General features: G+C 73.7%; 10 protein-coding genes. 7 read left to right on the top strand and 3 right to left on the bottom strand.

The window, feature by feature from the left end; genetic code table 11:
- The first annotated feature begins 179 nt into the window (after window positions 1–179).
- Window positions 180–647 (top strand): hypothetical protein, encoded by a 468-nt coding sequence (locus tag ASD33_RS15625; RefSeq protein WP_056559343.1) that lies wholly within the window; start codon window positions 180–182, stop codon window positions 645–647.
- Window positions 648–852: 205 nt separating this feature from the next.
- Here ASD33_RS15625 and ASD33_RS15620 read toward each other — a convergent pair whose 3' ends face one another.
- Together ASD33_RS15620 and ASD33_RS15615 are read right to left on the bottom strand one after the other, a co-directional pair.
- Window positions 853–2,367, bottom strand: a complete 1,515-nt coding sequence (locus tag ASD33_RS15620) for an FG-GAP-like repeat-containing protein (RefSeq protein ID WP_056559340.1) — start codon at window positions 2,365–2,367, stop codon at window positions 853–855.
- A gap of 132 nt (window positions 2,368–2,499) precedes the next feature.
- Window positions 2,500–3,006, bottom strand: a complete 507-nt coding sequence (locus ASD33_RS15615) for a hypothetical protein (protein ID WP_242426997.1) — start codon at window positions 3,004–3,006, stop codon at window positions 2,500–2,502.
- Window positions 3,007–3,472: 466 nt separating this feature from the next.
- Between ASD33_RS15615 and ASD33_RS15610 the strand changes: the two genes are divergently transcribed.
- Both ASD33_RS15610 and ASD33_RS36300 read left to right on the top strand, forming a co-directional pair.
- Complete coding sequence (locus ASD33_RS15610; protein ID WP_079044792.1) at window positions 3,473–6,832, top strand: ALF repeat-containing protein; 3,360 nt, start codon at window positions 3,473–3,475, stop codon at window positions 6,830–6,832.
- A 90-nt stretch (window positions 6,833–6,922) separates the two neighbouring features.
- Window positions 6,923–7,279: a hypothetical protein gene (locus ASD33_RS36300; RefSeq protein ID WP_242426996.1), complete on the top strand. Its 357-nt coding sequence runs from the start codon at window positions 6,923–6,925 to the stop codon at window positions 7,277–7,279.
- Between the two features lie 12 nt (window positions 7,280–7,291).
- Here ASD33_RS36300 and ASD33_RS35475 read toward each other — a convergent pair whose 3' ends face one another.
- Entirely contained in the window at window positions 7,292–8,230 is a 939-nt protein-coding gene (locus ASD33_RS35475; RefSeq protein ID WP_056559338.1) for a hypothetical protein, read from the bottom strand.
- Between the two features lie 252 nt (window positions 8,231–8,482).
- Here ASD33_RS35475 and ASD33_RS15595 point away from each other — a divergent pair, with 252 nt between their 5' ends.
- From ASD33_RS15595 to ASD33_RS15580, 4 genes are all read left to right on the top strand, one after another.
- Window positions 8,483–9,544 carry a rod shape-determining protein gene (locus ASD33_RS15595; protein WP_056559336.1) on the top strand — a complete coding sequence of 354 codons (1,062 nt, stop codon included), beginning with the start codon at window positions 8,483–8,485 and terminating at the stop codon, window positions 9,542–9,544.
- Window positions 9,545–9,687: 143 nt separating this feature from the next.
- Window positions 9,688–11,220 carry a GAF domain-containing protein gene (locus ASD33_RS15590; RefSeq protein WP_056559333.1) on the top strand — a complete coding sequence of 511 codons (1,533 nt, stop codon included), beginning with the start codon at window positions 9,688–9,690 and terminating at the stop codon, window positions 11,218–11,220.
- A gap of 300 nt (window positions 11,221–11,520) precedes the next feature.
- Window positions 11,521–12,705, top strand: a complete 1,185-nt coding sequence (locus tag ASD33_RS15585; protein ID WP_056561455.1) for an MFS transporter — start codon at window positions 11,521–11,523, stop codon at window positions 12,703–12,705.
- Between the two features lie 58 nt (window positions 12,706–12,763).
- A complete protein-coding gene (locus ASD33_RS15580) occupies window positions 12,764–14,209 on the top strand; it encodes an acyl-CoA synthetase (protein WP_056559330.1) in 1,446 nt (481 codons plus the stop codon).
- The last annotated feature ends 8 nt before the right edge of the window (window positions 14,210–14,217 follow it).

Here is a 14,217-nt window from a genome sequence, read left to right as displayed (position 1 = left end):
CTAGGCTGACCGCCACCAGAAAATGACGCATCGTCACATCGACGTCTGTAGCGGTCCGCTGCGCCCGGCGCGCCTCGGGCCGACGACGCCCCGACGACCGACTCGACGAGAGGGGGCCGGACATGACGCGTTCCCGAAGGCCGGCACGGTTCAGCTTCTTACCGGGAGTTCTGGGCCTGGTGATCCTGTTCACACAGAGTGGCTGCGCAACCGACTCCGACGACTCCGCGCACGCCGCACCCACGAAACCGGCGCTGGACGTCTGCGCTCTGGCGACCGAGGAGGAGGTCGGGGCGGTCCTCGGCCAACCGGCAAAGGGAAGGCGGGACGACAGCGCCCTGCCCGGCCGCACGCAGTGCACCTACGTGAACGCCGCTGCCAAGGGCCGCATCGTCTTCATCGCCCTGCTGCCCTTCGAGGTCAACCGGCAGACCAAGCCCGGCACCCTACCGGTGGCCGGAGTGGGCGACGTGGCCCTGTACGACGAAGCCTCGATCGGTGGCCATCTGTACGTGCGCAAGGGCTCGGTCAACTTCGCCGTCAACTACGCCTTTGATCCCCTTGCCCCGGGAATCCCCGCCCAGCCCTCCAGTCAGATCCGCGACCGCCTCGAAACGCTGGCCCGCGCGATCGTGTCAAGGCTGTGAGCGGCCGCGCCTGCGTCAGCCCACCTCGATGACGGAGAACCGCCCGCCCCGCGGATCGGCGAGCCGGGCCGCCCGGGGCCCGTCAGCCCGTCACGCATCGCGAAACGGGCGCGTCCGGAGCCCTTCGGCTCGGACACGCCCGTCTTCAGGTTCCGCGCGTCACCCGTGGGCGCCGTCCTTCCGACGGCGCCCCGGTGTCGTCAGGTCAGCTGATGGACTTGATCGTCTGCCAGCCGCCGCTGCCGACCTCGACGCTCGGGCCGTCGATCGGGCCGTGGATCGAGGTTCCGCCCTTGTAGAACTTCAGGCTGCCGTCGGAGGCGGTGGCCCACATGTCGGCGACGCCGTCGAGGTTGGCGTCGGCGGCACCGGCGATCAGGGGACGGAAGGTCGTGGTGTAGCCGACCCCGTACTCGGTCCAGCTGGCGAACGTACCGTTGGGCTGTCCCATGTAGTGGCGCAGGATGCCGTCGGCGGTGTCCCGGGCCAGCAGGTCGACCTGTCCGTCGTGGTCGGCGTCGCCGGGAGCGGTCAGGGTCATCTGGTCCCAGCCGCCGCTGCCGATGAGGACCGGGGCGGCCACGGCCGGGGTGACGGCGCTGGTGCCCTTGTACCGGTACAGCTTGTTGTCGTAGCCGGCGACCAGGTCGGGCTGTCCGTCGTGGTCGGTGTCCCCGACGCTGACGATCCGGGAGGCGGTGGACATGGTGCCGATCTTGATCCACGGCGCGAGGGTGCCGTCACCGCGGTTGGGGTAGACCCGCAGCTCGCCGCCGACGACGGCGACGATGTCCTCCATGCCGTCCCCGGTCCAGTCGCCGCGGTGCGTCACCGAGGCGCCGCCCCAGCCGCCGCTGCCGATCAGGACCCGCGTGCCGAGCCCGCCGGTGCCCGTGCCGGGGTACAGCCACAGCTTGCCGGTGTCCTCGATCGCGACGAGGTCGGGCTTGTTGTCGCCGTTCATGTCACCGGGGCGGGCGAACGTGGTGCCGGTGATCCAGCTGCGCACGTCGTCCACGCGCGTCGCGACGGCGCCCGTCCGGGTCTCCGTGGCGGGCATGCCGAGGCATCCGCCCTGCCAGGACCGGCTGGCGACGGCGACCAGCTGCTGGACGCCGCCGACCGTGCGCAGGACGGGCCCGCCGGCGTCGCCCTGACAGATGACCGCGTCGCCCGTGGCGGCCAGCGCGACGTCCGCCGAGCTGTCACCGGTCGCGGTGAACGAGGCGGTGTGCAGCTTGTCCGGGACCCACTCGGTCTTCGTACGGCCGAACCCGGCCGCCTGGACGCTCTCCCCCGCGGCGACCGCGGTGGAGGCCAGGGCGACCGGCTTCACGCCGGCGACACCGGCGTTGAGCTTGATCAGGACCAGGTCCCTGGTGGGGTGGGGGACGAGTTCCGCCGCGGTACGGGTCGCCCCGGCCGAAGTCTGCGTCAGATCGGTGCGGCCGACCACGACGGTGGTGGCGACGGCGGGCTTGCCCGCCGCGGGCTTGCCGTCCGGCGAGAAGCAGGAGCCGGCGGCCAGCACCCAGCGCGGGGCGACGAGGGTGCCGGTGCAGGCGCGCGCGGTGTCACCGACGTTGATCTTCGCGACGAAGCTCAGCTGCGCCGGGGCGTCGGCGCCGTTGAGGGCCTGCGCGGGAGCCGCGGTGAGCGTGGCGGCGGCGACCGCCGCCGCCGCGCTGGTGGCCCACAGGAGGTGCGAGCGCTTGGTCATGTGTGAGGTTCCTTTGCGATGAGGCGTCCCACGAGGGGGAACGTCTCGCCAGATGGGTCGAGTGGTCCGGTGGTCGGGGAGCCGGCGCCGGGCGCCGGGCCGCGGACGCGGCCTCCCCGTCGGGGGCCGGCGTCAGCGCTGGGTGGTGATCTCCACGAGCGCGTGGTCGCGGCCCTCGGGGTCGGCGGCCTCGCCGACGGAGGTCCAGGCGTTCTTGGTGACGTCGAAGGACTTCTGCTCGGCGCCGACCGTCATGTCGACGGAGGTGCTGTAGTCGTTGCCCTTGATGGCGAAGACGGCCGGGATGTCCAGGCTGAGGTAGCCGCTGCTGCCGGTCACCTTGAAGCAGGCCTTGTCGAGGTCGCGCGCCCACACCTCGAGGAGGCCTGCCTCGCTGCCGCAGGTGGCGAGGACGATGTGGCCGTCGCCGCGCTTCAGGACGATGCCGCGCTCGGCGAGGATCTTGGCGGCGTCGGGGTAGGCGAAGTCCTCGACCGCGTACCCCGGAGCCTCGTCGGCCACCGCCGCGACCCGGGGGCCGTCCGCGGCCTCCGGGCTGCCCACGGCACCGGTCGCGAACAGGCCGAGAACGGCTCCCACGGCCGCGGTCGCGACCATTACGCGAGGAATGAACTTCATGGCTGTCTCGTTTCTTGATTCCCATTGAATGCCGGAGGGATCTGCACAGAAAAGAACAAGCCGAAATCTCCCCCCGGTGTCTCTACGAATAAGCCCTCACATCCGCGCCCCAACGCGGTGGAATTCCTCCGGAATCCGGGGTGCAGGAAATCCCCCGGCACCGGAATCAACCCTGCGACGGCTCGCTCATACAAGCTCCACATTCCGGTTCCGTCTACTGATAGTTCGTCAAGTCGAGCCCTGAAATGGCAAGTTCAGTGTGGTCTTCGCCACAGAGGCCGTCTGGTTGTAGGCCGCTGCGTGAAGAACTCGTGAAGATCACGAGCGCCAGAAGTGTGCACTTCTGATGTGGCGACAATTCATTGAAATGACGGGTCGTCGAACGTAGGTTGGTGGCGCCGAATCGCCAGACAAGTGGCGGTCATTGTCATTGGCCCGCAGTGCGGGCCAGGGGGGCATCATTCATATGCAGAACACGTTTTGGAGCCGGCGTCGCTTTGTCACCGTCGCGACCGCCGTGGCCGCCGCCGCGGCCACTCCGCTACCGCTCGCGCACATCAGCGGCGCGGTCGAGGGGGACGGCGGAAGCACCACGCCGCCGGAGCCGTTCGCGCTGCCGGAGACCGAGCGCGCCAAGGTCGTCAAGGCCTGGATGCTGGGCGGACGGGCCGTCAAGGCCGCGGCGGCCGACGCCCTCCAGGGCTCGGACGCCGAGGTCCAGACCTTCCTGCTCCAGACCCTGCCGAAGGCGACGCAGCAGGACAACTACGTCGCCCTCTTCACGTACCTCGCCAACTCCGGCAAGGGCATGCGCCGTGAGGCGACCGCCGCCATCGGGGGCGGCGACAGCGCCATCAACGCCTTCGTCGCGGGAGGGTTCAGGACCGCGGTCCTGGAGGACCTCCGGGTCGCGACGTCCACCGTGTCGACCACGGGCGGCCGGGCGGTCAAGAGGGAGGCATCCAGGGCCCTGGACGCCGGCACCCAGACCGCGCTGGAGGCCTTCCTCACCGACGGGCAGTACGCGGCCCAGCTGGAGGACATGCGCGTCCAGGTGTCCACCATGATGGTCAACGCCGGTCCGGAGGTGCGGAAGTACGCGGACCGCGCCCTCAGCGGCACCGAGTCGGACGTCCGCTGGTTCCTCGACACCGGCCAGCACATCGCGCGCGCCCGCGACCAGGAGTCGGCGACCATCGAGGAACTCGTCGCCGTGGTCCAGCGGGAGGGCAAGCGCGCCCAGGCCGAGACCAACCTCGCCGTGGAGGCCTCCGAGCGCGCCCAGACCGCGGCCGACAAGGCGAAGACCGCCGCCGAGGACGCGGCCGCCGAAGCCCTCGCGGCCGGAGCGGACGTCACCAAGGCCAAGTCCGCCGCCACCAAGGCGGCCAAGGCCGCGTCCGGCGCCGCCGACGCCGCCCGCAACGCCATCAGGGCCTCCCACGCCGCGGTGACGGCGTCCCGCCGCGCCGCCTGGGCCGCCACCGCCGCCTCCCAGGCGGCCGCGAGCGCGGGCCACGCCGCCTCGGTGGCCTACAGCTCGGCCATCGCCGCCTCGCAGGACGCCACCAAGTCGCAGGCCGCGAAGGACGCCGCGGTCGCCGCGCGCAACGCCGCGGGCCAGGCCCGGTCCGCCGCCCAGGCCGCCGACTACGCCGCGACCGCGTCGGCGCAGGCCGCCGGAGCGGGCTCCGCCGCGGCCTCCGCCGCGCGCAACGCCGCCGCCGCCGCCAACGCCTCCGCCCAGGCCGCCGCGGCGTCGGGCGTGGCCCAGAAGGAGGCCGCCGAGGCGAAGCGCCAGGCCCAGATCGCGAGCAACGCCGCGAACCTGGCCACCAACGCCGCCTCCACCTCCAAGGCCCTCGCCGACTCCGCCGCCTCCGCCGCCCGGACCTCGCGCGACGCCGCCAACTCGGCCGCCACCCACGCCGAGAACGCCGCGGCGGCCGCCGAGGAGGCCGCGAAGTACGCCGGCCAGGCCATCGACTTCGCCAACAGGTCCACGGCCCACGCCGCGGCCGCGGTCAAGGCCGCCGACACCGCCACCGCGGCGGTCGCGCAAGCGGTCGCGGTCGAACTGGCCGCGCGGAACGCGGAGACCGCCCGGCTCAACGAGCAGAAGCAGCAGGGCCTGGAGGAGGCGAAGCTGCTCGCCCAGATCGAGGCCGACGAACAGGCCGAACTCGCGCGGAAGCGGACGCAGGCCCAGCAGACCGAGCAGGCGCTCCAGACCCTGATCGCCCAGGCGGAACAGGCCCTCGCGAACAACGACCTGGCGCTGGCCGTCACCCTGGGCCGCAAGGCCGCCATCGGACTGCTGGAGGCCCGGGGTTCCTGGACCCGTGAGGCCGCCAGGTTCGCCCTGTGCGGCACGGAGGCGGACGTCCGCGCCTGGATCGACACCGACCGGGCCCTCGCCCAGGGCCAGGACGACCGGGAGACCGCCCTCTACATCGCCCAGGTGTCCGCCCCCGCCATCGGCACGGCGGCGCACCAGGCACTGGCGAGCACCGACACCCAGGCGACCCGCGACTTCCTCACGGCGGGCCTGGTCGAAGCCGCGGCGACCGACAACCGGGTCCAGATCTTCCGGCTCCTCGACCACGACCCCGGCAAGTCCGTCAGGGCGGCGGCCGAGGCCGCGATCAACGCCGAGACCGCGACGGCGCTCCAGAACTTCTTCGAGAGCGCCTACCCCGCCGCCGTACGGGAGGACGACGCGGTCACCGCCGCGACCCTGCTCAGCACCGGTGGCCAGTACACCAAGGCCTACGCCGAGGTGGCGCTCGAAGGCCCCACCTGGATGCGCCGGAACTTCACCGACCTCCAGCGGCACAAGGCCGCGCAGCTCGACCACGACTCCGTGACCCATGTCTCCGCCATCCGCGGGGCCATCGCGGCGGCCGCGAAGATCGCCTACAAGGCGCAGGAGAACGCCGCGCTGGCCTCGAAGGTGGCCGCGGACGCCCGCAAGGCGGCGCAGGAGGCGTCCCAGTGGGCCGACAAGGCGCAGATCGCCAAGGAGACCGCCGACGCGCACGCGGCGGAGGCCAAGCAGTACGCCGACGCAGCCGACAAGTCCGCCGCCGACGCGAAGGCGTCGGCGGCGACGGCGAAGGCCGCCGCGCAGACCGCGCGCGGCGCCGCCCGCTCGGCCAACTACTCGGCGAACAAGGCCGTCGACGCGGCCCGCAGGGCGCTGAGCTCCTCCTACAGCGCCCAGGCCTCGGCGGCGAACGCCCGCCAGTCCGCGCTGGTCGCCGGCCAGAACGCGCAGACGGCCGCCGCCGCCGCGACCGACGCCCGCCGCATCGCGAGCCAGAAGCGGCAGGCCGAGATCGCGGAGGCCGCCCGGGTGGCCGCCGTGCAGGCCCAGCGGGACCGGGACAGCAACACCAACCCGGCCGACGGTCCGACGCACGACCAGGTCAACCCCAACGGCAGCGACACCGGCGGCGAGAAGTGGTACGAGGACGCCAAGTGGTGGGCGGACGCGGCCAACTACGTGAGCATCGGCACCGGGTTCATCGCCGCCGGCCTCGGCATCGCGAGCCTGGCCTTCCCCCCGCTGGCCGCCGCCGCCGGCGTGTTCGGCCTCGTGTCCCTCGGCACCGGCGCGCTGAGCGCCGTCTTCACCGGCATCGAATACGGCTTCACCAGCGGTGAGTTCGCCGCTTCCGCCGGAAGCGCCCTCCTCGGCCTGGTGACGTTCGGCCAGTCCAAGTGGATCGGGGCGCTCGGAGGCACCAAGGCCATCACCAAGATCACCCAGTTCGGCCACGACCTCGTGTCGCCCATCATCGGTACCCTGTCGACCTGGTTCTGACCCGGAGCGGCGCCCGGACGGGCGCGGGGGCCGGTCGTCCGCGTCCGGCCCCCGCGCCCCGCCCCCGGCAGCCCGGAAGGAGACTCGCTCATGCACGCGTCCACCAGCGACGGATGGTGGTGGATCCTGGCCGCCCTCGCGACGGTCATCCACTGCTCCGCCATGGCGGTGTGGATCCCCGTACGGAACTTCCGGCTCGTCTACCCCTTCATCATCGTCGGGTGCGGAGCCGTCGCCGTCGCGATGGCCGGCCTGCCCCTGTACGCCTTCGCCCTGTTCGGGCTGACGATCGGGCTCCTCCCGATGCGGCGGCTCCTCGCGGAGTGGGCCGAGGAGACCAACCGGGGAGTCACGCGCGAGCAGTACGACTGGCCGCGCGGGCGCCTCTTCTTCCTCGTCGTCTGTGTCGTGGGCGCGTCGCTCGCCGCCCTGGCCTTCCCCGGCTGAGCCGGGCGGCCCCTACACGCACCACCACAGGAAGCGGGTGCACGTCGGGGAGGGCGTGGGGGTCGGCGTCGGGGTCGGGCCGGTGCTCGGGGCCTGGCCGCCGGGCGGCGGGGGCCCCGTCGTCGTCGGGGGCGCGGGCGTTCCCGACGACGCCGTCGTCGACGGGCTCGGTGAGGTCGGCGTGGGGCTCGTGGGCCCGGTCGTCGGATCGGTGGGGCGCGGTGGCCCCTTCGGGGCGTCGCCCCCGCTCCCCGTACCCGAGCCGTCTTCCGTACCCGTACCCTCGCCCGACTCCTTCCCCGTGTTCCCGCCCTGTCCCGTGCCCGCGCTCACCTGGCGCGGGCGCGTCGGCGTGGGCCGCGCCGGGGACGGGGACCCGACGTCCGGGGGCTCCGTGGTCTCCACCGGGTCCGGGGACAGGGTCTCCTCGGTGACGTCCTGTTCCTCGACGGCCGTGGCGGCGCCCGCCGCCTCCGGTTCCGCCGTCGCCAGCCGCAGCAGGCTCAGCGTCCCGGCCGCCAGCACCAGGCCGAGGGTGCCGACCAGGACCGTACGGCCCCGGCGGCTCCGCGAGCGTCTGCCCCTGCGCGCGGCGGCGCGGCCCCGGACGGCACGCCGGCCGCCGGCGGCCGGGCGCGGCGGCTCCAGGACGTCGAGCTCGTAGACGTGCTCGGGCGCGGGCCGCTCGGGCTCGGCGTACGCCCGCTCGGGCTCTCCGTAGGCCCGGTCCGGCGCCGCGTAGGCCCGGTCCGGTTCGGTGTACGGCCGGTCCGGCGCCGCGTAGGCCCCGTCCGGTGCCGCGTACGCCCGGTCCGGGGTGTGGACCGGAGGCGCCGTCCGCTGGACGGGTATGTGGGGGGTCTCGTACCGCAGTTCCTCGACCGGAGTCCCGCACCCGGCACAGGCGAGGGCCCCGTTGAGGTGCCGCCGGCACGCGTGGCAGTAGTCCATGGGGCCCGCAGGCTATGCGGCCCGGTACGGCCGCAGGTAGGCACGGACGTGAGGATTCTGTGAGGAAACCCCAGGTCGGCGGCGGTGCGCCGTGATTCTCCCGCTTCGGGGCGTACGGGCGGGCGGGTCTTCCCCGGCCCCGGGCGGCGCAGCCCAGCGCGCGCCGCGCCCCGGACGGCCGGACGATGCCAACAGGATCGCGTAACGCGAAACACCTCGCCCGTGCCAGCACCGCACTCCGGAGGATCCGCCGTGACCGTCAGCCTTGAGCAGCTGCGTCGTTGCCATGTCGCCGTCGACCTGGGTGCCGCCCGCACCCGGGTCTTCGTCAAGGGCGCCGGACTCGTCGTCGACGAGCCGAGCGTCGCCGCCGTCAACACCCGGACCGGAGCGCTGATCGCCGTCGGCGCGCTGGCCGAGAAGATGACGGGCCGCACCCCCGACTACATCCGGGTCGTCCGCCCCGTCTCGGGCGGGACCGTCGTCGACATCGAGATGGCGCAGCGGATGCTCCGCCACCTCCTCGGCGAGAAGCTCCGCCGCCAGCTGCGCCGCAAGCCCCGGCTGCGCGCCGCGGCCTGCACCCCGCACGACAGCGACCCGCTCGCCCAGCGCGCCGCCGTGGAGACCCTCGTCGGTCTCGGGGCCCGCCGGGTCGAGCTGGTCGACACGCTGATCGCGGCGGCGGTGGGCTGCGGGCTTCCGGTCGAGCAGCCGACGGCGACCATGATCATGGTGTGCGGGGCGGCGACCACGCAGGTCGCGGTGCTGTCGCTCGGCGCGATCGTCACGGCGGAGCGGATGCCCGTCGGCGGCGACGCCATCGACCACGCCGTCATCCAGCACCTGCGCCACCACCACGAGCTGATGCTGCCGAGCCAGTCGGTGCGCCCGCTCCAGCTGGCCCTCAGCGGGAACGGCCTGACCCCGCACGGCCCGGCGTGGACCGAGATCCACGGCCGGGACGTCGCCACCGGCCTGGCCCGGTCGGTGACCGTCGACACCGCCGCCGTGCGCGAGGCCATCCACACCCCCCTGACGGCGGTGCTCGACGGCATCGGGAAGGTGCTGCGGGACTGCCCGCCGGACCTGGTGGCCGACCTCGCGGACCGCGGGATCATGATGGTCGGCGGCTCCGCGCTGCTGCCGGGGCTCGACCAGATGCTCCGCGAGGCGACAGGGATGCCGGTGCACATCGCCGAACGCCCGGACGTGTGCGCGGTCCTGGGCCTCGGCGCGATGCTGGAGGGCAAGGTCCAGCCGATGGTCCTCGACCCGCTGGCGGAGCGCGACCCGCTGGCCGACGAGGACTGAGCGCGGACCGGACCGGCACACCGACCCGACGCGGGCCGACCCGGGCCGACACGGAACCGACGCCCGCCGACGTGACCCGGCGCCCACCCGAGCCACGCCGGACACCTCCGGCGAAAGCTCATGATTCGTACGACAATGGGACCATGACGATCATGGATGAGGACACGGACGAGGACGCACCCCGTCTGCCGGTGCTGCTCGAAGCCGTCCTCGGCGTCGGAACGGACCTCGAACTCCGCACCACGCTCCAGCACATCGTGGACTCCGCCGCCGAGCTGACCGGGGCCCGCTACGGCGCGCTCGGGGTCGTCGACCCCGAGCGCGGCCGCATCACCGAGTTCTTCACCTCCGGCATGACGGACGAGGAGCGGCTGCGGTGCGGCTCCCTCCCCGACGGCCGCACCGGGCTGCTCGGTGTCCTCATCCAGGACCCCCGGCCGCTGCGCCTCGACGAGCTGACGGACGACCCGCGCTCCGTCGGCGTCCCCCTGGGGCATCCGGAGATGCACTCCTTCCTCGGCGTCCCGATCCGGGTCCACACCGAGGTCTTCGGCAATCTGTACCTCACGGAGAAGCGTGTCGGCGGCTTCACTGAGGAGGACCTCACCCTGCTCCGGGTCCTCGCCTCGCAGGCGGGGATCGCGATCGGCAACGCCCGCCTGTACGAGACGGCACGGCAGCGGGAGCGCTGGATCGAGGGGGCCGCCGCGGTGACCACGGCCCTGCTGACCGGCCAGTCCGCGGAGAACGCCCTGATGGCCGTCGCCGAGCAGGCCCGCATCCTCTCCGGCGCCTCCGCCGGGGTGGTCCTCCAGCCCACGCAGGAGGGCGGCATGGAGATCGTGGCCGCCTCCACCACCGACGACCCGGGCGACCTGGTCGGTACGACGATCGCGCCCGGCTCCCCCGTACTCGTCCAACTCCTCGGCGGTGAGCCGGTGTTCATCGAGGACTCGGCGACCGACGCCCGGATGACCACCCCCGTGCGGTCACGGTTCGGCCCGTCGATGATGCTGCCGCTGCAGAGCGGCGGGAAGCTCATCGGCACCCTCGCGCTCCCCCGGCGGCGCGGCGCGGCGCCCTATTCGGCGGTGGACCGGCTGCTCGCCTCGCAGTTCGCCTCGCAGGCGGCGCTCGCACTGGTCCTCGCGGACGCCCGGCACGACCGGGAGCGGCTCGCGGTGTACGAGGACCGGGACCGGATCGCCCGGGACCTCCACGACCTGGTGGTCCAGCGGCTGTTCGCCACGGAGATGATGCTGGAGTCGACCCGGCGGCGGGCGGCCGGGTCGTCCGCCGACGACGACGCGCTGCTCGGGCGGGCGGTGGACGAGCTGGACTCGACGATCCAGGAGGTCCGTACGACCATCTTCGCGCTCCAGCAGCCGCCCGCGGACGCGCCGACCTCCTTCCGGGGAAAGGTGCTGCGGGAGACCGGCGGGGCGGCGGTGCTGCTCGGTTTCCAGCCGTCCGTGCACTTCTCCGGCGCCGTCGACACCCTCGTCGACGAGGAGGAGGCGGGGAGGATCCTGGCCACCCTGCGCGGCGCGCTCGCGGCGGCCCACCGGCGGTCCGGGACCGGCGCGATCACGGTGGAGGTGTCGGTGGGCGACGAGGGCGCCCGGCTGCGCGTCGAGGACGACGGCACACCGCCGACGACGGTGACCTGGCCGTAGGGCCTGTCGTCACACTCCCGTCTGCCCCACGACGCCTGGCACGCACTCTCGCCGCACCGGGCGAAAGCCCAAGTACGGTCCAGTACGAGGGCTTCCACCCGGCACGCCGAGAGCACGCACCAGACGCCGCGGGGCCGCCCTTCGGGCAACGACGGGAGTGTGACGACAGGCCCTAGGGGTCCCCCGCGCGGGCACCCGTACGGAGCAGCCCGGCGCGCCGCCGCCCCCGCCCCGATCTTGACTGGAGGGGTGACCACCGACACCGAGGCCCCGACCGCGGCGGCCTACCGCAACCTGGTGATGGCGACCATCGGCTTCACGCTCACCTTCTGGGCCTGGGACCTGATCGCGCCGATCGCGAGCTGGTACGGCGACCGGCTCGACCTCAGCTCCTTCCAGCAGTCGCTGCTGGTCGCGGTGCCGGTCCTGGTGGGCTCGGTCGGCCGCATCCCGGCCGGGGCGCTGACCGACCGGTACGGCGCGAAGCTGATGTTCCCGCTGGTCTCGGCGCTGACGATCGTCCCCGTGCTGCTGCTGATCGTGGTCAAGGACAGTTACGGCCTGATGCTGGCCGTCGGCTTCCTGCTCGGTCTCGGCGGCACGACCTTCGCGATCGGCATCCCGCTGGTCAACTCCTGGTTCCCGCCCGCGAAGCGCGGTCTGGCGCTGGGCGTGTTCGGCATGGGCATGGGCGGTGTGGCGCTCTCCGGCTACTTCACCCCGCGCATCGCGAAGCACGGCGAGAACCTGCCGTTCATCGTGGTGGCCGTCGCGCTCGCGGTGTACGCGGTGCTCGCCACGTTCCTCATCACGGACCGGCCCGACCGGCCGGTGCCGACCGCCCCGCTGACGGCCCGGCTCCGCTCGGCGGGCCGGCTGCGGGTCACCTGGGAGCTGTCGGCGCTGTACGCGATCGGCTTCGGCGGCATCGTCGCCTTCGGCGTCTATCTGCCGACGTACCTGAAGACCTGGTACGAGCTCGACCCGACGGACGCGGGCACCAAGGCCGCCGGGTTCGCGCTGGTCACGGTCGTCTTCCGGCCGATCGGCGGCTGGCTGTCGGACCGGGTGCACCCGGCGCTCGTCACGGCCGTCGCGCTGGCGGTGGTCGCCCTGCTCGCGATCGTCCAGGCCTTCGACCCGCCGCTGAACCCGGGCGGCACGGTCGCCCTGCTCCTCATGGCGGCCGGTCTCGGCACGGCGAGCGGCTCCGTCTTCGCCCTGGTCTCGCAGGTCACCCCGCAGGCCAAGGTCGGCAGCGTGACCGGCATCGTCGGTGCGATGGGCGGGCTCGGCGGCTTCCTGCCACCGCTGGTGATGGGCGCGATCTACAGCGCGAAGGGCTCGTACTCGATCGGTTTCATGCTGCTGTCCGACCTGGCGCTCGCGGGCTGTGTGTACGCGTACGGGCGGATGCGCGGAATCCGGCCGGACGGCGGGGAGGAGGCGCCGGAGACGGCGAAGGTCACGGCCGGCCGGCCCTGACGCCCCGGCAGAATGACCCCGGCGACCCTCGCCCTCGACGACCCGAGGAGTACGACCGGTGAGTGCCTTCTTCCCGGCCCTGGCGGACCCGTCCGACAGGCCCGCGCTGCGCTGCGGCCAGGACACGCTGACGTACGAGGAGCTGGCCCGCGCGGCCGGAGCCCTGGCGGGGCGGCTCGGGGGCGCCGGGCGGGTCGCCGTCTGGGCCACCCCCACCGCGCACACGGCGGTCGCCGTGGTCGGGGCGCTGCTCGCGGGCGTGCCCGCCGTACCGCTGAACCCGCGCACGGGCGAACGCGAGCTGGCGCACATCCTCGGCGACAGCGCGCCCGCGGCGGTCCTCGCGGGACCGGCGGACGAGCTGCCGGCCGGGCTCGCCGGGCTCCCCCGGATCGATGTGGACCTCGCCGCGCGCGGTCCCGCGGCCGTCGAGCCGGACGACCCGGAGGCCCCCGCCCTGATCGTCTACACCTCCGGCACCACGGGTCCCCCGAAGGGTGTCGTGCTCTCCCGCCGCGCGGTCGCCGCCTCCCTCGACGCGCTCGCCGAGGCCTGGGCGTGGACGGCGGACGACGTCCTGGTGCACGCGCTGCCGCTGTTCCATGTGCACGGTCTGGTCCTGGGGGTCCTGGGCCCGTTGCGGCGGGGTGGCGAGGTCCGGCACCTGGGCGCGTTCTCGGTGGCGGGCGTGGCGCGGGAGCTGGGGGCCGGCGGCGGCACGATGCTGTTCGGGGTGCCGACGACGTACCACCGGCTCGCGGACGCGCTGGCCGGGGACGCGGACCTGGTCCGGGCGATGGCCGGGGCGCGGCTCCTGGTCTCCGGTTCGGCGGCGCTGCCGGTCCACGACCACGAGCGGATCGCGGCGGCGACGGGCCGGACGGTCGTGGAGCGGTACGGGATGACCGAGACGCTCATGAACACCAGCGTCCTGCCGGGCGCCGGGCCGCGCCCCGGGACCGTGGGGGTGCCGCTCGCCGGGGTGGGGCTGCGGCTGGTCGACGAGGACGGTGCGGTGCTCGGGGCGTACGACGGGGAGACGGTCGGCGAGGTGCAGGTGCGCGGCCCGAACCTGTTCTCCGGCTATCTGGGGCGGCCCGAGGCGACGGCGGCGGCCTTCGACGGCGACTGGTTCCGCACCGGCGACATGGCGGTCCGGGAGGCGGACGGCGCGGTGCGTCTGGTGGGGCGGAAGGCGACGGACCTGATCAAGAGCGGCGGCTACAAGATCGGGGCGGGTGAGATCGAGAACGCCCTGCTCGACCACCCGGGCGTGCGCGAGGCGGCGGTCACGGGCGAGCCCGACCCGGACCTGGGCGAGCGGATCGTGGCGTGGGTGGTGCCGCGGGACGCGGAGAGGCCGCCGTCGGAGGCGGAGCTCGCCGCCCACGTGGCCGCGCAGCTCGCGCCGCACAAGCGGCCCCGGGTGGTGCGCCACCTCGACGCGCTCCCCCGCAACGACATGGGCAAGATCCTGAAGAAGGCGCTGCGCGAGGACGGCTGAGGGGACGG

It is taken from the genome of Streptomyces sp. Root1304 (assembly GCF_001426405.1).
Classification (GTDB): Bacteria; Actinomycetota; Actinomycetes; order Streptomycetales; family Streptomycetaceae; genus Streptomyces.
The sequence above is the reverse complement of the archived record's forward strand: the minus strand, read 5'-3'. Positions and strand labels throughout refer to the sequence as shown.

What these genes read in the sequence shown, in the direction of transcription:
- ASD33_RS15585 (WP_056561455.1), top strand. Translation starts at nt 11,521, where the DNA reads ATGGCGACCATCGGCTTCACGCTCACCTTCTGGGCCTGGGACCTGATC.
- ASD33_RS15590 (WP_056559333.1), top strand. Translation starts at nt 9,688, where the DNA reads ATGACGATCATGGATGAGGACACGGACGAGGACGCACCCCGTCTGCCG.
- ASD33_RS15620 (WP_056559340.1), bottom strand. Translation starts at nt 2,367, where the DNA reads ATGACCAAGCGCTCGCACCTCCTGTGGGCCACCAGCGCGGCGGCGGCG.
- ASD33_RS15615 (WP_242426997.1), bottom strand. Translation starts at nt 3,006, where the DNA reads ATGAAGTTCATTCCTCGCGTAATGGTCGCGACCGCGGCCGTGGGAGCC.
- ASD33_RS35475 (WP_056559338.1), bottom strand. Translation starts at nt 8,230, where the DNA reads ATGGACTACTGCCACGCGTGCCGGCGGCACCTCAACGGGGCCCTCGCC.
- ASD33_RS15610 (WP_079044792.1), top strand. Translation starts at nt 3,473, where the DNA reads ATGCAGAACACGTTTTGGAGCCGGCGTCGCTTTGTCACCGTCGCGACC.
- ASD33_RS36300 (WP_242426996.1), top strand. Translation starts at nt 6,923, where the DNA reads ATGCACGCGTCCACCAGCGACGGATGGTGGTGGATCCTGGCCGCCCTC.